The sequence below is a fragment of the Phenylobacterium sp. genome, from assembly GCF_035944335.1.
GTDB lineage: Bacteria > Pseudomonadota > Alphaproteobacteria > Caulobacterales > Caulobacteraceae > Phenylobacterium.
The window spans coordinates 17,849-33,250 of sequence record NZ_DASZBG010000019.1 but is presented as its reverse complement, the minus strand read 5'-3'; the positions used below and the strand labels follow the sequence as shown (position 1 = coordinate 33,250).

The 15,402-nt window shown below is 70.4% G+C and carries 28 protein-coding genes; 18 read left to right on the top strand and 10 right to left on the bottom strand.

Annotation, left to right across the window (positions count from 1 at the left end; translation table 11 throughout):
* The first annotated feature begins 508 nt into the window (after window positions 1–508).
* The 5 genes from VGT80_RS04340 (at window position 509) to VGT80_RS04320 (ending at window position 2,254) form a co-directional block, all read left to right on the top strand.
* Window positions 509–1,072, top strand: a complete 564-nt coding sequence (locus tag VGT80_RS04340; RefSeq protein WP_327453239.1) for an LPD29 domain-containing protein — start codon at window positions 509–511, stop codon at window positions 1,070–1,072.
* 104 nt (window positions 1,073–1,176) lie between these two features.
* Window positions 1,177–1,362, top strand: coding sequence for a hypothetical protein (locus VGT80_RS04335; RefSeq protein ID WP_327453237.1), 186 nt, complete (start codon window positions 1,177–1,179; stop codon window positions 1,360–1,362).
* Between the two features lie 3 nt (window positions 1,363–1,365).
* Window positions 1,366–1,551 carry a hypothetical protein gene (locus VGT80_RS04330; RefSeq protein WP_327453235.1) on the top strand — a complete coding sequence of 62 codons (186 nt, stop codon included), beginning with the start codon at window positions 1,366–1,368 and terminating at the stop codon, window positions 1,549–1,551.
* Entirely contained in the window at window positions 1,548–1,961 is a 414-nt protein-coding gene (locus VGT80_RS04325; protein ID WP_327453233.1) for a hypothetical protein, read from the top strand. The genes VGT80_RS04330 and VGT80_RS04325 overlap by 4 nt, the downstream gene beginning before the upstream one ends.
* Complete coding sequence (locus VGT80_RS04320; protein ID WP_327453232.1) at window positions 1,961–2,254, top strand: hypothetical protein; 294 nt, start codon at window positions 1,961–1,963, stop codon at window positions 2,252–2,254. The genes VGT80_RS04325 and VGT80_RS04320 overlap by 1 nt, the downstream gene beginning before the upstream one ends.
* A gap of 210 nt (window positions 2,255–2,464) precedes the next feature.
* On the opposite strand, the gene VGT80_RS04315 is transcribed toward VGT80_RS04320, so the two are convergent.
* From VGT80_RS04315 to VGT80_RS04285, 7 genes are read right to left on the bottom strand one after another with little or no spacing between them, the layout of a single operon-like run.
* Complete coding sequence (locus VGT80_RS04315; RefSeq protein WP_327453230.1) at window positions 2,465–3,316, bottom strand: DNA adenine methylase; 852 nt, start codon at window positions 3,314–3,316, stop codon at window positions 2,465–2,467.
* Entirely contained in the window at window positions 3,313–5,202 is a 1,890-nt protein-coding gene (locus VGT80_RS04310) for a hypothetical protein (RefSeq protein ID WP_327453228.1), read from the bottom strand. Before VGT80_RS04310 ends, VGT80_RS04315 begins: the two co-directional genes overlap by 4 nt.
* Window positions 5,202–5,438 (bottom strand): hypothetical protein, encoded by a 237-nt coding sequence (locus VGT80_RS04305; protein ID WP_327453226.1) that lies wholly within the window; start codon window positions 5,436–5,438, stop codon window positions 5,202–5,204. Before VGT80_RS04305 ends, VGT80_RS04310 begins: the two co-directional genes overlap by 1 nt.
* Window positions 5,435–6,556: a DUF7146 domain-containing protein gene (locus VGT80_RS04300; protein ID WP_327453224.1), complete on the bottom strand. Its 1,122-nt coding sequence runs from the start codon at window positions 6,554–6,556 to the stop codon at window positions 5,435–5,437. Before VGT80_RS04300 ends, VGT80_RS04305 begins: the two co-directional genes overlap by 4 nt.
* Window positions 6,553–6,885: a hypothetical protein gene (locus VGT80_RS04295; protein WP_327453222.1), complete on the bottom strand. Its 333-nt coding sequence runs from the start codon at window positions 6,883–6,885 to the stop codon at window positions 6,553–6,555. The genes VGT80_RS04300 and VGT80_RS04295 overlap by 4 nt, the downstream gene beginning before the upstream one ends.
* Complete coding sequence (locus tag VGT80_RS04290; RefSeq protein WP_327453220.1) at window positions 6,882–7,427, bottom strand: hypothetical protein; 546 nt, start codon at window positions 7,425–7,427, stop codon at window positions 6,882–6,884. The genes VGT80_RS04295 and VGT80_RS04290 overlap by 4 nt, the downstream gene beginning before the upstream one ends.
* A gap of 1 nt (window position 7,428) precedes the next feature.
* On the bottom strand, window positions 7,429–7,797 hold the full coding sequence (locus VGT80_RS04285; protein ID WP_327453218.1) for a hypothetical protein: 369 nt from the start codon (window positions 7,795–7,797) through the stop codon (window positions 7,429–7,431).
* Window positions 7,798–7,929: 132 nt separating this feature from the next.
* Here VGT80_RS04285 and VGT80_RS04280 point away from each other — a divergent pair, with 132 nt between their 5' ends.
* Window positions 7,930–8,250: a hypothetical protein gene (locus VGT80_RS04280; protein ID WP_327453216.1), complete on the top strand. Its 321-nt coding sequence runs from the start codon at window positions 7,930–7,932 to the stop codon at window positions 8,248–8,250.
* On the opposite strand, the gene VGT80_RS04275 is transcribed toward VGT80_RS04280, so the two are convergent.
* Window positions 8,219–8,485 (bottom strand): hypothetical protein, encoded by a 267-nt coding sequence (locus VGT80_RS04275; RefSeq protein WP_327453214.1) that lies wholly within the window; start codon window positions 8,483–8,485, stop codon window positions 8,219–8,221. The two genes, VGT80_RS04280 and VGT80_RS04275, sit on opposite strands and share 32 nt — an antisense overlap.
* 94 nt (window positions 8,486–8,579) lie before the next feature.
* Here VGT80_RS04275 and VGT80_RS04270 point away from each other — a divergent pair, with 94 nt between their 5' ends.
* The gene (locus VGT80_RS04270) at window positions 8,580–9,326 is read left to right on the top strand and encodes a helix-turn-helix transcriptional regulator (protein WP_327453212.1); all 747 of its coding nucleotides are present in this window, start codon (window positions 8,580–8,582) and stop codon (window positions 9,324–9,326) included.
* Here the strand turns inward: VGT80_RS04270 and VGT80_RS04265 are convergent.
* Window positions 9,307–9,570, bottom strand: a complete 264-nt coding sequence (locus VGT80_RS04265; protein WP_327453210.1) for a hypothetical protein — start codon at window positions 9,568–9,570, stop codon at window positions 9,307–9,309. The two genes, VGT80_RS04270 and VGT80_RS04265, sit on opposite strands and share 20 nt — an antisense overlap.
* Before the next feature lie 203 nt (window positions 9,571–9,773).
* On the opposite strand from VGT80_RS04265, the gene VGT80_RS04260 reads away from it, so the two are divergent.
* From VGT80_RS04260 to VGT80_RS04210, 11 genes are all read left to right on the top strand, one after another.
* On the top strand, window positions 9,774–9,944 hold the full coding sequence (locus VGT80_RS04260) for a hypothetical protein (RefSeq protein ID WP_327453208.1): 171 nt from the start codon (window positions 9,774–9,776) through the stop codon (window positions 9,942–9,944).
* Complete coding sequence (locus VGT80_RS04255) at window positions 9,941–10,237, top strand: hypothetical protein (protein WP_327453206.1); 297 nt, start codon at window positions 9,941–9,943, stop codon at window positions 10,235–10,237. The genes VGT80_RS04260 and VGT80_RS04255 overlap by 4 nt, the downstream gene beginning before the upstream one ends.
* Window positions 10,238–10,318: 81 nt before the next feature.
* Window positions 10,319–10,573 (top strand): hypothetical protein, encoded by a 255-nt coding sequence (locus VGT80_RS04250; RefSeq protein WP_327453204.1) that lies wholly within the window; start codon window positions 10,319–10,321, stop codon window positions 10,571–10,573.
* Window positions 10,570–10,842, top strand: coding sequence for a hypothetical protein (locus VGT80_RS04245; protein WP_327453202.1), 273 nt, complete (start codon window positions 10,570–10,572; stop codon window positions 10,840–10,842). The genes VGT80_RS04250 and VGT80_RS04245 overlap by 4 nt, the downstream gene beginning before the upstream one ends.
* Window positions 10,842–11,234, top strand: coding sequence for a hypothetical protein (locus VGT80_RS04240; RefSeq protein WP_327453200.1), 393 nt, complete (start codon window positions 10,842–10,844; stop codon window positions 11,232–11,234). Before VGT80_RS04245 ends, VGT80_RS04240 begins: the two co-directional genes overlap by 1 nt.
* Window positions 11,235–11,472: 238 nt before the next feature.
* Window positions 11,473–11,748 (top strand): DUF6948 domain-containing protein, encoded by a 276-nt coding sequence (locus tag VGT80_RS04235; protein ID WP_327453198.1) that lies wholly within the window; start codon window positions 11,473–11,475, stop codon window positions 11,746–11,748.
* Complete coding sequence (locus VGT80_RS04230) at window positions 11,736–11,930, top strand: hypothetical protein (protein ID WP_327453196.1); 195 nt, start codon at window positions 11,736–11,738, stop codon at window positions 11,928–11,930. The genes VGT80_RS04235 and VGT80_RS04230 overlap by 13 nt, the downstream gene beginning before the upstream one ends.
* A gap of 62 nt (window positions 11,931–11,992) precedes the next feature.
* Window positions 11,993–12,244, top strand: a complete 252-nt coding sequence (locus VGT80_RS04225; RefSeq protein WP_327453194.1) for a hypothetical protein — start codon at window positions 11,993–11,995, stop codon at window positions 12,242–12,244.
* A gap of 60 nt (window positions 12,245–12,304) precedes the next feature.
* Window positions 12,305–13,579, top strand: a complete 1,275-nt coding sequence (locus VGT80_RS04220) for a hypothetical protein (protein WP_327453192.1) — start codon at window positions 12,305–12,307, stop codon at window positions 13,577–13,579.
* On the top strand, window positions 13,580–13,852 hold the full coding sequence (locus VGT80_RS04215; RefSeq protein WP_327453190.1) for a hypothetical protein: 273 nt from the start codon (window positions 13,580–13,582) through the stop codon (window positions 13,850–13,852).
* 240 nt (window positions 13,853–14,092) lie between these two features.
* The gene (locus VGT80_RS04210) at window positions 14,093–14,410 is read left to right on the top strand and encodes an Hpt domain-containing protein (RefSeq protein ID WP_327453188.1); all 318 of its coding nucleotides are present in this window, start codon (window positions 14,093–14,095) and stop codon (window positions 14,408–14,410) included.
* A gap of 32 nt (window positions 14,411–14,442) precedes the next feature.
* On the opposite strand, the gene gcvA is transcribed toward VGT80_RS04210, so the two are convergent.
* Complete coding sequence (gcvA, locus tag VGT80_RS04205) at window positions 14,443–15,399, bottom strand: transcriptional regulator GcvA (protein ID WP_327453186.1); 957 nt, start codon at window positions 15,397–15,399, stop codon at window positions 14,443–14,445.
* Window positions 15,400–15,402: the final 3 nt, after the last annotated feature.

Sequence of the window (15,402 nt, the reverse complement as noted above, 5' to 3'; positions counted from 1 at the left end):
TGAGTTCTGGCTAGGGTTCTGCCATTTTTCCCGCATTTTCCGGGGATTAGGCGTCATAGAACCCTTAGAACCGTGAGAACCCTCAATCTCGTGCATGTGCAAGGCGACGAGCCCAACAGGCCGCGCATGTGTGAGCGGAGCCGGGTTCTCTGGGTTCTAAGGGTTCGATGGGCGCTAAGGCCCTGATCACGCTCGCCTTTGGGTAGAACCCTCGCCAGAACCCTCAAGGAACCCTGGCCGGCGGCGAAGCTGCACTTTTCACGCTAAGGGGGCTCGGGTCCGGGTCGGATGAGCGGGCCTAGCATTGGCTTCTAACCAGCGTGGGGTCCGGGCCAAGGGATAGGGAAGGCGGAGTGTCGGACGCACCGGCGCCCGCCTGCTGACGCAGCCGGCCGCCTGTCCGACACAAGGCTTTGCACGGCCGCTTGACGCGGCCTTGGGTGTCCGATATACGGACAGTTAGCGCCCTGGCAATGGGTCGGGGCGCGAAGGGAAAGGACCCATCGCCATGGCCAAAGTGGTCAACCATCCTGCCGCCGTGCATGCGGAAACCCGTTATCTGAGCTGCGCAGAGACCGCGAAGCTGATCCGCACGGCGCTGAAGGAAGCTTTTCCGGCCGTCAAATTCTCTGTGCGGTCGGATACCTACTCAGGCGGCGCGAGCATCCACGTCACCTATACAGACGGGCCTGCCGTGGCCGATGTAGAGCGCATCGCGAACACCTTCCAAGGTGGCTATTTCGACGGCATGACCGATTACAAGGGCGGCCATGTCCATGCGCTGGCCAGCGCCCCTAACGAGCCTGTCCACTTCGGGGCCGATTTCGTGTTCGTGCGCCAGGAGATCAGCGACCCTCACAGGGCCGCCACGCTCGCCGCCCTGGCGCTGCTGACCGACCTCGAACGCAACCACCTCGAAGCCCGCCTCCGCATCGGCGAGTTCGCCACGCCATTCCACATGGATCGCGGCGACCATGCCTACGTGCGCGCCGTCTGCGTCGCCACCTTGCCGCCGGCGGCGGCCAAGCCGTCGCCGACGGCCGAAGGGGTGCGCCTGGTGCGGAGCTATTGAGCCGCTGACGCTCTCGCCCTGCACCTGGCGCGCCGGGTGCAGTTTCGAGCGCCAGAGCTCGCCGTCGGGCAATGGGCCCGCCGGACCTTCGGAAAGGACCGACGATGTTCAGACTTGAGATTGACACACACAACGCGGCGTTCGACGACGGCGCCGCCTCGGAGGTTGCCCGCATCTTGCGCCAAGTGGCGAAGCGGATCGAGGCCGGCGAGCTCGAGGGCGAGCCTTGGGACGTTAACGGCAATCGCGTGGGCGCCTTCGAGCTCAACAGCCGCCGTCGGGAGGCCTGAGCGATGAGCGCCTTCAACCGCGAGGCCTTCGAGGCCGACGGCCGCTGGCTGATCAACTCCTATGAGTGCCCCTGCGGCTGTGCATGGGACGACGAATGGGCCTGCGAGGTCGACGACGATTGCCCGAGCTGCGGGACAACCTGCAGCCCGAGCGAGAGCGAGGATGTCACAGAGGAGGTCGACACATGACCCGCTTTTCCGTGATCGAGGGCGGCGTGCCGGCCGGCGCGCCGCGGCCGGTCGTCTGGAACCGCCCGCCGCTGACTGGCCAGATCATCGCCCTGGTGGTCCGCGACACCGGCGACGCCAGAGAGCCCCTGGAGGCCTGCTACGACGACGGGCGGCCGTTCCTGGTGGGGATCAGGCGCTTTCGGCCGCCGGTCGACCAGCCAGCGCTAGACGCCTGGATCGCCAGAGCCGTGGCTGACGGCTTGCACGTGGTCGACCAGCGGGCGCCATCGCTGGCCACCGGCTCGATCTCCACACGGCAAGCCATCGAGCTCGAACAGCGCCGGCGCGCCCAGCCGCGCGCGGCCGAGCCCTTGCCGGCCGGCGGCCTGTTTGATCTAGTCCGCCGCGATCAAGGGGAGCTTTTCTGATGGGCGATCTACGACAGGCCCCGCCAGGCGCGAAGCGCGCGGCCGGCGCGCGTTACCCGTCCGAGATCGTCGCCGAGGCCGGTGAGGAGCTTTTCGGGTCGGAATGGGCGGCGCCCATGGCTCGCCTCACCGACACGAACGAGCGGACCGTCAGGCGCGTTCGCCAAGCCGCGCGGGAGGGTCGGGATTATCCGGCTGCGCGCGGGCTGCTCGCCGCCCTCTCGGAGCGGCTGGCGGCGCTGGCGCGCGACCTGGGGCCGTTCCGTCGCCGCCAACCCCCGCCGGCGCCGTAGAGTTCGAAGATACGGGTTCGGCGCGGCCTTCCAGCTGCGCCAGGACCGCCTCCACCGGCCCGGCGACCAGCAGCTCGTGCAGGCCGCCGGTCACCGCGCCGAACACGATCCCGACGAGGCCCTTTCCCGACGGGCGCAGATAGGCCACCAAGTCGGGGTTGACGGGGTAGTGGCCGCCGTCCGCGGCTGCGATGTTTACAAATCTGGCCATCAGCCCTCATAGGCCGCGAAAAGGCCGCCAGCGGCGTGCTGGGCAGCGGGATTGATCCAGAGACATTCGGTGCGCGGGCGGCCACCGTGCGCATGAGCCGCGACTTCGCAGCGCTCCCAGCCCTTCAGCTTCTCGTCGTAGAGATCCGTCCGATACCCGGAGAGCATCACCATGCTCCCGCAACCGGCCAGCCAGGCCAGCAGCTCGGCGTGCTGGGCGTCGGTCATTTCGTGGGCGTAGGCGTGCTCGAGCGAGCCGTGAATTCGCTTCTTCGACCGGGTGGCGTGCACGTAGGGGGGATCGGCGAAGATCAAGGTTTCCGGGCCGTCCACGGCGGCCATCAGGTCCATGGCGGGCTTGTTCTCGATCACCACGCCGGAAAGCCGCTCGGAGATCTGCGCGATGGCGGCGGGCATACCCATCCAGTCGCCCTGCGGCGGCTTGCCCTCGCGCTCTGACAGCGCCCGGAAGCCGGTGCGCCGGCGCAGGGCCACCGCCGTCGATCCAAAGCCCATGAAGCTGCGCACCATCGTGCGCCTGGCGCGCTCGATCGGATCCTCAACCTCGAGATAGCTTTCCTCGAATTCGGCGCGCGCCCAGGGCGTCAGCTCGATCAGGCGCGCCAACTCCGCGCCGGCGCAGCGATCGCGGAGCACGCGAAACAGGTTCACCACCTCGCCGTCGAGATCGTTGTAGATTTCGCGGAAGGCCCTGGGCTTGCGCAGAAGCACGCTCGCCGCGCCGCCGTAGGGTTCTAGATAGGTCCGGTGCGGCGGCATCCGCTGGATGATCCGCGGGGCCAGGCGCCACTTCCCGCCCATGTACCTCAGCGCCGGCCGGGTGCAGGTCATGCCTCCAACGCCTCCGCCAGGTTGATGAAGATCCCCGAGGCCTTGCGGTCGAGGCCCTTGTCGCATTTGCCGTTTTCCCAGAGCTCGCGCGGCATCTGGCGCAGCACGCCGGCCCAGGGTCCGGGCGCGGCCATGCGGCCCGCCCAGGGCGTGCCGGCGAACAGCGTGTGCAGCGCAGGGTGCTTCGCGGGCACGAACAGGCGGGCGGAGAGGAAGTCGCCCTCCGGCGCGCCCTTGGGCCAGCTCACCGACAGCCCGACCTCGGGGAGGCGCACGAGCACGTCGTCGACGTGGCCCTTGTCGCGCCAGGCCTCGATATAGGCCGCCACGCTCTTTTTCGCGTAACTCCGATAGACGTCCGGCTGCGCCTGCAGCATGTGGGTGAAGCACCGGCGCCAGGTCTTCTCGCGCGTGGCCGTCTCCGCCAGCTGGTCGGCCGAGAGCCAGGCCGTCCATTGGGCCAGGTCGGCCTTGCCGGGCATGTCGTCGCTCAGCGCCACGTGGCAACCGGCCATCAGGGCCCCGAAGGTGTCGGCGGCGCGGTCCTCGTGGCCGGCGGCCAGCAGGGTCTCGCGCATCACGTCGCGCAGGGCGTCCCAGCGTTCCATCCACTTGAACATCCGGCGCAGCAGGTGACGGCCGACCGCCTGGGCCTTGGCCCCGTCGCGCAGGCCGAGATCCTTCAGCACGTCGACGGGCTTCTCGCCCTTCGCCGGCTTCACGCGCTCGCGCATCATCAGCACGGCCATGCGGCTGGCGTCCTGGGCGTCCATGGCGGGCAGCGCGATCGAGGAGAACAGGAACGAGCTCATCACCGCGAATTCCTGGCCGACGCCATCCTTGCCGCCGCGCTGCATCTTGTCGCCGGAGTAGGCGATGCGGGCGAGCTCGAGGATCTTGTCCGTCGTGCGGGTGTCCTCCTTGGCCTCGAGCTCGTCGACCATCACCGCGATGCTGTCCTGGCGGACCTTCTGATAGATGCCGGCCTGGGTGGTGTTCGAGGTGGAGACCAGGGCGCCGTTCATCACCAGGCGCAGCAGCTTCTGCAGGGTCGACTTGCCCGCGCCCTCAGTGCCGACGATGTAGGCCACCGGGCGCTGCTCGAGCGCCCCGCCCACCAGGCCGGTCATCAGCCAGCCCAGCGCCAGGCGCGCGTCGAGCTCGCCACGGTCCCAATTCCAGCTCTGCAGGGCCTGGAACAGCAGATCGCCGGGCGAACCCTCTCCGGCGACCTCGTAGCGCTCGCCGGGGCGGCCGATGCGCGGCCGGCCGGGGTAGATGAAACGGCCATATTCCCCCGGCGGGCGCCAGCGGCCGGCGATCCAAACCGCGTCGCCGGCGTGATAGATCAGGCTGCCGTCGTCGTCGCGCCACGCGCCGCGCCCGCGCACCCGGTCCTCGAGCTCGAAGGTCCCCTTGTAGGCGCAGGCCGCGAACAGCGCCTGGCGGGCCTGCTCGGCCTCCCAGTTGGTGACATAGCTCAGCCCCTTCTTGGGCGCCGACCAGCGTGGCCAGGCCCAGCTGAGGTAGAGCCCACGCCCGGCGAACAGGGCGTCGATGTGGCCCTTGCCGGCGTTGGGGGCCAGCACGTGCACGGAGCCCAGGGTGTTGAGGAAGTAGAAGCTCTCGCCGTCGGAGCCCTGGCCCAGCGATTTGACTGGGCAGTTCGACGGCAGGCCTGTGCGGCGATCGAGGTAGCCGGCCGTGTGCCAGCCGCCGGGCTCGATCATTTCCTCCGGTTCGCCGGGCCCAGCCACGTCCATGGGCGCGCCCATCAGCGGGTCGCGCATGGCCTGCTCGCGCAGGCTCATCATCGCCTCGGCGTCGTCCTCGAACGTCGGAAGCGCCGCGGCGATGTCCGCGAAGGGGTCGGTTGGGTCGGACATCAGGCGGCGTAGGCGTTGAGCCGCTGCAGGGCGCCAGTGAAGCCGTATTGCCAGGTCAATCGTTGCGCCAGCTGCACCCAGCGCAGCTCAAGGCGGCTCTCGATTGTGCAGCCGAGCTCGCCGCGCGACGCTGGCTGAAGCACCTGATCGGGCGTCAGGGGCAGGACGAAACTCAGATATTCTGGCGTCCATACATGGCGACGCCATTCCTCCCGGGCGCGTTGGGTTCTGCTCATATCGCTTTCCTCGCCCAGTCGTTGAAATCGGAGCCCACGGCGGAGTTGACCACCTCGAGCGGCCGGCCCTTGGCCTGGCTGCGCCAGTGGCCATGGATCTTCTGGAAGGCCTCGCGCGCCGCGGGCTTCCAGTCGTTCTCGCCCAGCAGCACCACGGCGCTGGCGCAGGGCGGCCAGTCCAGCAGCCCCATCAGCGACAGCGAGCCGGCCGCCCAGACGCGGTAGTCGGGCCGCGCGGCGGCCACCGTCAGGCAGGTCTCGATCCCCTCGCCGATCGCCAGCGGGCCGGTCTTGCCGGCGGCGGCGGCCTTGGTCGGCGACAGGCCCGTGGGGCCGCTGGAAAGCCGGATCGCCGAGCCCTTCACCGGGCCCAGCATCAGCTTGGCCTTCTCGCGGTCGGCCTTCCCCGAGCCGTCCGGCTTCAGGAACGTGAAATGCAGGGCGGCCAGCTTCTTGCCGCGGGTCATGGCGCTGACCATGGCGTTGCGCCACTCGTGCACCTCGCCGTGGGCGTCGACGTGCTCGAACAGCGGCGACCAGCGCAGGGCGCCGGGCGCATGGGCCAGCCGCTCGAGCGGGATCCGCCGCGCCTCGCGCAGGTAGCGTTCGGCCGGCGAGCCCATCAGCGGCGCGCAGCTGAGCCAGAACTTGAACAGGTCGGCGCTCTTGGCCTCGCCGTCGGCCAGCATCTTCGCCTCGGCCGCCTGGCGCTCGGCGTCGCGGCGCTCCCGCTCGGCCTCGATGTCGCTCTTGCGGCGCGGGTTGTCGGTGGCGCCGCGTCTTTCCAGCCCAAGGAAATCGAGCGCCCACCAGTACACGTCGATCTTGGAGCGCAGCTTCTCGACGCGCATCACCAGGTCGAACACGTCGCCGTGGTGCGCCGGGACCGCGTAATCCTTCCACGCGCCCACGCGGTAGCCGTCGACCCAGATCACGAACGACCCGGCCTTGCGGTCGGTGCGCAGCGGCGAGCGCGGGAAGATCCTCGCCCCGTCGCCCCTGGCGCCCGCCAGCTCGTTGCGCAGGTTCAGCCGGTCCAGCAGGTCCCAGATGCGGTCCTGCAGCCGCTTGCGGATCTCCGACCAGTCGTAGGGGAGGGGCGGCAGGGGTTCGGTCATTTGCCGCCGCCCGCCGTGTCGTTCAACAGCTTCAGGTCTGCGGGCGTCCGAACCGCGAGCAGTCGAATGTGGCGCGTCGGATAGGGGCCGTCGTGCTCTTGCAACGCGATCATCGACGGCCGGCAACACGTCGGGCAGTCGGCGACGATCCCGATGGGATCCGGCTCGCCGTTCGGCCCACGCTCCGGCCGCATGGCTCCCCAGTGCGACCAGGCGTCGGAGATCTGCCCGACCGTGACCGTCGCCTCGATCATGTCGGCCGTGCACCAGGGGCATCGCGGCCATTCCTCGTCGTCGACAACCACATCTTTGGGGAGGCGGTCCGTCACGCCGCGCTCCTGAGGGTCCGGGTCCCGTCGAGGTCGACCAGGGCCAGGCGGGTGCGCAGGCAGGTTTCCAGCGCCTCGCTCAGCCGCTCGACCCGGTCGCTCTCGGCGCAGGCCTCGCGCATGTCGGCGCAATGGCTGGCGACGGTGTCCTTGTTCAGCCCGATCGCGCGCGCCAGTGTCGCGTAGGGGCAGTCGAGGACCAGGATCACCAGGTGCACCGCCATCTTGCGGGCCTCCCAGGCGGCGCGCGGCGGCCTAGGCCCGCGGCCCCGGCTCTGGCTGGACAGCAGGTCGGCCGGCAGGCCGTAGGCCCCGCCGGTGATCTCGCCGGCGATCGACCAGGCTTGGAGGACGGCCGCGGGCTCGCCGGCCGGCGGGCGCCAGGGCGTCAGCAGCCCCTGCGCGGCCAGGGCCTTCATGTCGCGCTCGACGTCGACCGCCTGCCACTTCAGGCGCGTGCCCGTGGTCCCGTAATAGCGCTCGCCGTCCTGGCGGAAGTCGTAGCGATAGGTCTTGCGCCCCTTTTCCCGCCACACGGCCATGTCAGTCGTCCACGTAGGGCCAGCGAACGCGGCGCGTCTCTTCGCCCTTGACCGGCTCGCCGTTGGCCGCGCCGTGGGCGGTCTGCAGGCGGCAATGGGCCTGGGCGTCTTCAAGCGCCGTCTCGAGGTCGGTGGCGCGGTCCATGCGGCCGGTCGCCAGGCAGCCGCAGAACTCCTGGGCCACCCGCAGCGCCGTCACCCAGGGGTTGGCCGGGCTATAGGGCTCGCAGGGCAGCACCGCCTTGCGCGCCGCGCGGCTGGCGCGTTCCAGCGCCGTCGGAATGTCGATGGGCCGCCGCACCGCCGCCTCGGCCGCCGCCGCGAACCGCACCCAGGCGGCCACGTCCTCGGCGGAGCGGCGCACGGTCACGGCCGATCCCCAAAATAGGTGCGACATGCGGGCGCAGGATGAACGGCGCAGCTAGTTATCGCTTTGCGGGAACCCGCTCGCCCCCCTTCAGTGAGGCTGGGGCGAGTAAAACCAAGGTGATGGGGGCCGTATATGCCTGAGAGTTTGTCGTTCGGCGCGGTGGCGCCGATGTCCACCTGCGAGATCGCCGCTCTGTTGATGTTGCAACTTCTAAGTGAAGTGCACGCGGCCTTGTCGCCGGACAGCGAGGGCGGCGAAGTCTTGGGGAGAGCCCGTGAAATGCTCGCCGACTGGGAGACCCTCGGCCGCATCGTCGTCGCGCCGGGAACGCCGTTCGAGCCGGGCGCCGGCCGCGCGATCGGCGAGCTGCGCGATCTCCTTGACCGATCCGCGCCGCTGATGGCCCGCATCCGCCGCACCCCTATGCCGCCGCCTGGGCCGGCTGGGGCCTGAACGAGGCCTCGTCGACTTCATTGTCGGTGAGCTGGGCGATGGCGCGGGCCAGGGCCGCGTCGGGCTCGGTGCGCTCGGGATCGTCGAAAGGCAGGCACAGGGTGCGCACCTTCTCGTGGCTGGCGATCCGGTAGCCTTCCTGCACCTCGAGCGCGTCGGCGGTCGCCCGCACGGTGAGCCCGAATTCCATCCGCCAGCTGAAAAAGGCCGGCCGTGTGCGGCGTTGCGGCTTCATCGACGACGCCCCCTTGATCTTGCGTCGTCGCGATTTAGGAAGGTGCGCCGCCTGTCATTGTCAAGTTGAGAATTTGCTTTAACAAGCACACGGCATGTTGCTGGCGGCTCAACCTACGGTGCGGCAGTCCTGGCGGATGGCCGAACACCCGCCGGAGAACACCGACCGCCTCGTTTGGGGGCAGGCCCTGCGCGCCCTGCGCAAGCGCCACGGCCGCACGGTCAACGAAGCCGCCCAGGCCTTCGAGCCCGAACGCTACACGCCCGGAGATCCCGACAAGGGCGTCAGCGTCCAGCGCTGGAGCCAGATCGAGAAGGGCAATTATCGGTTCTCCGAGACCCAGCGGGCCCGGCTGGCCAAGGCGGCCGGCGGCGACCTCGAGGAATTCGAGCTCGAGCGCGCGCGGATCCTCGGCCACCAGCGGCAGGCTCCGGCCCGCGAGCTCGCCGAGCGCACGCCGCGGGGCCTCGTCATTCCGCTCTGGGGCCGCGCCGAGCTCGCGCCCGAGGGCTGGAAGGTCAAGGGCGCTGACGTCTCCGAGGCCAGCTTCAACCTCGAGGACCTGGCCCGCGCCTCGATCGGGGCGACCCACCTGGCCGACGATCTGATGCAGCCCAAGGCCGACGCCGGCGCCCTGGTGATCTTCGACCGCGCGCGCCGGCCGGCGCTGGACAAGGGCTGTGTGGTCGAGACCCTGTCGGGCGAGCTCTGGCCGAGGATCTACGCGGGCGAGGACGCCGACCACGTCATCGTGCGCAGCGTGGCCAGGCCCGACCGGCCGCAGGCCTTCCGCCGCGCCGACGTGCGCGGCGTCTATGCCGTCAGGTTCTGGGGCGACTAGCCGCGCGCTTCAGATAGGCGAGGAACGCCCAGCAGATCAGCTGCCCGTCGACCAGCGCGCCCACCAGCGCCGGCGCGGGGCCGGTCACGTCCATGGCCACGGCGGCGGCGGCGATCAGGGCCGCGGCGAGGGCGGAGATCCACCAGCGGCGCCCGACCAGGGCCACGGCCACGCTCAGGCCCAGCACCAGCGGATCGCAGGCGACGCCGGCCGAGGCATAGATCAGATCGAGGATCGGCTGCATGGCGCAGCTTCGCGCCGGCCGGGCCACCGCGCCAGCAACAGCCGCGTGTTTCATCCGGTGCAAGTTTTCTAGTTTCACAACTTGACAATGACAGCGGCGCAGGGACTTCAATGGGCCGTCCCGCGCCGGTTGGTCCCCCATCCCCAACTGGAAACGGCCACCTCGGCCGACCCGGCCGGCGCGGGCGCCTCGGGGGAGGAGCCATGTCATTCGATCCCACCGTCATCGTCTCGCGCGCCCCGCGTGGGGCCCGGCGAAAGCTGATCCGGCCGCCGTTCGGCAAGGCCGCGGCCTTCGCCGCCGTCTCGATCGCGGCCTGGATGCTGTTCGCCCTGGCGATCGGCTCGGCCATGCACGCCGGCGGCTTCCGATGAGCGGCCCCTACGTGCTGGCCACCAGCTGCGCCACGCCCGACCGGGAGTTCCCGAGCCTGGGCGCCCTGGCCGCGGCGCTCCTCGAGCAACGCTCCGACCATCCGCTGGCGCTGCGCCGCGCCCAGCTCACCCGCTGCGAGCTGCCCGGCGGCCACGTCCTGGCCGTGCGCCGGCTCGACGGCTCCTGTGGCGGGCGCGGCATGGCGCTGGGCTACGTGTTCCTGCCGGACTACGGCCGCGACGAGCCCGCCCTGGGCCGGCTGCTCGGCTGCCCGAAGGCGGTGGCGGTATGACCTGGCGCGTGTGGTTCATCGGCGCGCTCTGCGCCTTCGTCGGCATCGTCGCATGGATGGCGAGCACGGGGTTTCGCTTCGATGTCTAGGGCCGAACGCATCGACGCCTCGCCGATGGACCTCGAGCAGGTCCTGGCCGCCGCGAAAGACGCCTCAGTGGGCGCGGGAAAGATCATCGACGTGGCAGGGGTCGGCACGCTCGAGTACGCCCGCGCCGACCTTGAGGAGGCGGCGGAGCACCTCGCCCACGCCCTCTATGCCGTCCTGGCGTGGGACGATCGCCGCGACGGCGAGGCCAACCAGCTGCTCGGCGCGCTCGGGAACTATCTCCCATGAGCCCGAACCTCACCATGGCCCAGGCGGCCCAGGCGGCCGGCCTGTCCTACGACCGCTTCCGCAAGGTGTGGCCGGCGCTGTGCCGTGAGGACGGCTTTCCCGCTCCGATCCGTGGGCGCACCTGGGACGCCGAGGCGGTCGCCGCCTGGCGCCGCACCCGCTCGCACCGCAACGTCGTGGCCCTCCCCCCCGCCACGGCCAGCGCGGGTCCGGCCTCCGATCACGGCCGCCGGGCCCGCGCGCAACTTCAGATGCTGAGGGCCGGGTGATGGCCAGACGTGCGGACCTCTCCGAGGAAGAAGTCGAGCGGCTAGTCGCGCTTCGGGAACGTGGGCTTTCCGAGGCTGTCATCGCGCGCATGGTCGGGTGCTGCCAAGGTTCGGTCAGCTGGGCGCTCCTGCGCGAGGGGATCGATGTGCACCTCGATCGCCGCCTGCCGCCGGTTCCCGCCGAGCCAGTGGTGCAGCATCGCTGCGGCCACCTGGTGCGTCGCTTCACCCAGGCCGAAGACGCCCAACTTCTTGCGCTCGAAGCGCAAGGGCTCACCGTCCACGCGATCTCTCGCCGCCTCGGCCGGCGCAACAATTCGGTGCTGGGGCGTCTAAGGACCCTCGCCCGGCGCGAGGCGCGGGCTGAGCACCAGGCCATGGCCGCCGAATGAAGCGCCACATCTGGTTTCCCTTCCTCACCGGCACGCGCTGCGTCGTCTGCGAGCGGCCGAAGATCACCGAGTACGTGCTGACGCCGTGCCCAGGCTCAGCGCCAGAGGACCCCGCGCCGGCCGAGCCTGCGCGCCCTGTTCCCGCCAGCCCGGCCCTCGAGCCTGCCTAGCGGCCAGACCATCCGCCGGGGGACGGATCGAACATCCCTCTTTCAACTGAAGCAGAGGAAAAACGACCATGAGTGAAAGCACCCCGAAGCACCTGGCCATCGTCGTCGCCGACCGCGGCTGGGTCTGGGTCGGCACGGTGAACACCGAGGCCATGAGCGGGCCGCTGGTGCGCATCGAGGGCGCGCGCTGCGTCCGCCGCTGGGGCACGACCGAAGGCCTCGGCCAGCTGGCCCAGAAGGGCCCCCAGCCCAACACCAAGCTGGACACGGCCACCGATGTCGACGTCGCCTCCAAGGCGATCATCGCCATCCTGCCCTGCGAGCCATCAGCATGGGCCGCCTAAGCACCCTCGACGGCGAAGGTCGGGGAACGGCTCGAAGCGTCGGCGACGGCTACGGCTACGGCTACCGCGACGGCGACGGCTACGGCGACGGCTACGGCTACGGCTACGGCGACGGCTACGGCGACGGCTACGGCGACGGCGACGGCTACGGCTACCGCGACGGCGACGGCTACGGCTTTTAGCCGGCGGCGCCCTCGTCCCTTCGGGCCGAGTGCGCCGCTCCCTTTTCAATCACGAGACACCGATGAACACCCTCCTTCCCACGCCGGCGCATCGCCGGAAGGACCGCCGGCGCTGGCCGGGCATGAAATCCAAGGACGCCATGCCGGACATTCAGCTGCTGATGCACGAGCTCGCGGCCGCCGAGGCCGTGGCGAAGGCCGGCCCTGGCGGATTGCCGCTCGACCAGGTGGCCAGCACCTCGAGCGTCATCCGCATGCAACTCGCCGGCCGCGTCATCATTGGACCGGATCAGCGGGTGCGCGCGCCCACCTAGACAGCCGCGCCGAAGCGTGGCGCCCTCCGTCCTTCGCGCTCTGAGGAAAGGACCGCGACCATGCCTAAGCTTCGTAAGCAGCGCCGTCTGGGCCAGTTGCCCGCCGGCTTCAAGTGGCGTGACGGCCGCCCGCGCTGGGAGCCGTCGCCGACCCGCCGCCGGCAGGGCTGGAAGGGCTGCGACCTCCGGGGCCCGTTCGGGACCTGGCTCGCCAAGGGCCCGGCGATCGACAAGGCCGAGGCGATCTGCGCCGCCGTGCGGCTGTGGGAGGCCGGAGAGCCGGTTCCGGCCGTCTGGCTGGCCATCGCCCCCAAGGGCGCCGCGGCGGCCCGTGGCGGCCGTCTGGGGCCGCGCGCGATCACAACCCTGCTCGAGGCCTACTTCGCGTCCGACAAGTTCCAGCGGCTGGCCGAGAAGACCCAGGCCGACTACCGCTCCAAGCTGAAGCGCCTGTTCGAGACCATCGCCGGAGATCCCGCCAAGGCGGAGACCGTCAAGGCGCTGGACATCGACGTGCTGTTGCCGCCGGCCTTCGGCGAGGAGGGCGACTTCGAGCTCGAGCGCGCCTACGAGCTGCTGCGCGAGAGCGCTGGCCACCACATGGCCAACGGCGTGCTGGCCACCACCTCGGCCTGGCTCGGCTGGTGCGTGAAGAAGAAGCGGGTGTTCGCCGCCAACCCCGCCGAGCTCGTCGAGCGCGAGCGGCCCGACGGCCGCATCGTGGTCTATGAGTGGCCCGAGCTGGTCGCCCTGGTGCGCCACTTCGACGGCCACGGCCTGGCCTCGATCGCCGACGCCATCATCCTGGGCGTCGACCTCTCCTGGTCGCAGCAGGACCTGCTGTCGCTGACCCGCGCCCAGGTGAGCCAGGACCTCCACGTCAAGCACCGCCGGATCAAGACCGGCGTCGCCGGCAACCCGCCGCTGCTGGCGGTCGGCCGCCAGCGGGTCGAGGCGATCTTCGCCCGCTGGCGCGACAAGACCGTGCAGCCCCTGAACCTGATCGTCTGCGAGCTCACCGGCCAGCCCTGGGCGGCCGACACCTTCCGCCACCACTTCGCCCAGGGCCGCGCCGAGGTGGCCAAGCAGCTGCCCGCCGTGGCCGACAAGCAGTTCCGCGACCTGCGGGATACGACGATCACCTATTGCTACGAGGCCGGCTTGACCGTGCCGCAGATCTGCAGCCGCTCCCTGCACAGCCCGAGCCGCGCGCAGGTGGTGATCGAGGAGCACTATGGCGCCATCGGCCAGGCCATGACCGACGCGGCCGCCGAGAAGCTGGACGCCCACTTCAAGGCCATGGGCTACACCTTCGACGTGGCGGGGGAGGGTTAGATGGTCACCGAAGTCGTCGTATGCGTGAACTCAATCGTAGCCCGCGAAGCTGGGTTCCGGCCGGACCGCCTGCATCATGCAGATGATCGTATCTTGGCCTGGTGGCCCGGCTTGGGGGTCGATGCGCTTCGGGGTTACGAGCTCGAGCGCGTGACTTTCATCAACGACGTTTGGCGCTATGCGAATGAGCGGGACCGCCGCGAACTCGAGGGCGCGCGTATCATGCTCCGCGAGCGGCTGCGGCGCGGGGCCGAGGTCTGGATCGAGGGCTGAGCACCGTCCGACTTCAGCGCCCGAACGCGACCGCTGACGCCCGCCGGCGACCGCTGCAAGCTTCCGATTGTCCAGAAAAATCAACGGCCCCAATCGGAGCCCGGAGATTAAGAGTCAGCTGCTCTACCAACTGAGCTATGCACCCGCCGACGCTCCGGGCAGGATGGCCCGGCGGCGAGGGCGCGGAAAATACGCGAAAACGACGGGTTGGCAAGGCGCGTGGCGGAGGCGTGGTCGGGGATGGCGGAAAGCGGGGCCGGGGCGGTGGATTTCGACTACCTCGAACGCTTCGCGGCGGGCGACCGTGGGGTGGTCGGCGAGGTGCTGAGCCTGTTCCTGGACCAGGCGCGGATCTGGGCGCCGCGGCTGACGGCCGAGGACCCCGGCTGGCGCGACGTGGCGCACACCATCAAGGGCGCCGGGCGCGGCATCGGGGCCAATCGGCTGGGCGATGTCTGCGCCGAGGCCGAGGCCGAGGGCGAGGCGATGCTGCCCAAGGTGCGCGAGGCGCTGGCGCAGGCGGTGGCCGCGATCGAGGCCTATCAGGCCCGCGCCTGAGCCATATCGCGGGTTTGGGCCGTGCGGCTCGCCTAGATGCCGGCGCCGTTGTCGATGGTCGCCAGCGCCTCTTCGTGCGCCAGCGCCTCGGCCTCGATCCAGCTGGTGAAGGCCTTGACCTGGGGCAGCCGCCCCTTGGCCTTGGGATGGACGAGGTAGTAGGCGAAGTCGACCTGGGTGGCGATCTGCAAGGGCGCGATCAGCCGGCCGGCCTCGAGGTCGGCCTGGGCCAGGGTGCGCTTGGCCAGAGCCACGCCGCGGCCGTTCATGGCCGCCTCGATGACCAGGCTCGACTGGTTGAAGCGCGGCCCGCGGGCGCCGTCGATGCCCTTCACCCCGCGCGCGGCCAGCCACATGGGCCAGTCGGGGCAGCTGTCGTCGAGATCGGGCGAGCCGTCGTGCAGCAGGATGTGGTGCGCCAGGTCCTCGGGCCTGTCGAGCGGCGTCGTGGCGGCGAGATCGGGACTGATCACCGGGATCACCGTCTCGCTCATCAGGCGGCGCACCTCCAGCCCCGGATAGCGGCCGGAGCCGTAGCGGATGGCCACGTCGACCTCGCCGGCGGTGAGATCGACGAGCTCCATGCCGGCCTGCAGCCAGACGTCGACCTGCGGGAACTTGCGCTCGAAGTCGCCGAGCCGCGGCACCAGCCATTTGGCCGCCAGCGAGGGCGGGGCGGTCAGCGTCAGCCGGCGGCCATCGACGGCGGCGGTGAGCAGGGAGGCGGCCTCGGCCAGCCGGTCGAAGGCCTCGCGCAGCGCGGGCAGGGCGGTCTGGGCCGCGTCGGTGAGCAGCAGGCCCTTGGGCGTGCGCTTGAACAGGGACGCGCCGACGTAGTCCTCGAGGTTCTGGATCTGCTGGCTGACGGCGCCTGGGGTCACTGACAGCTCGTCGGCGGCGCGGCTGAAGTTCAGATGGCGCGCGGCGGCCTCGAACGCGCGCAGCGCATTGAGCGGCGGCAGGCGACGGCGCTCAGGCGTTCGTTCCATGAG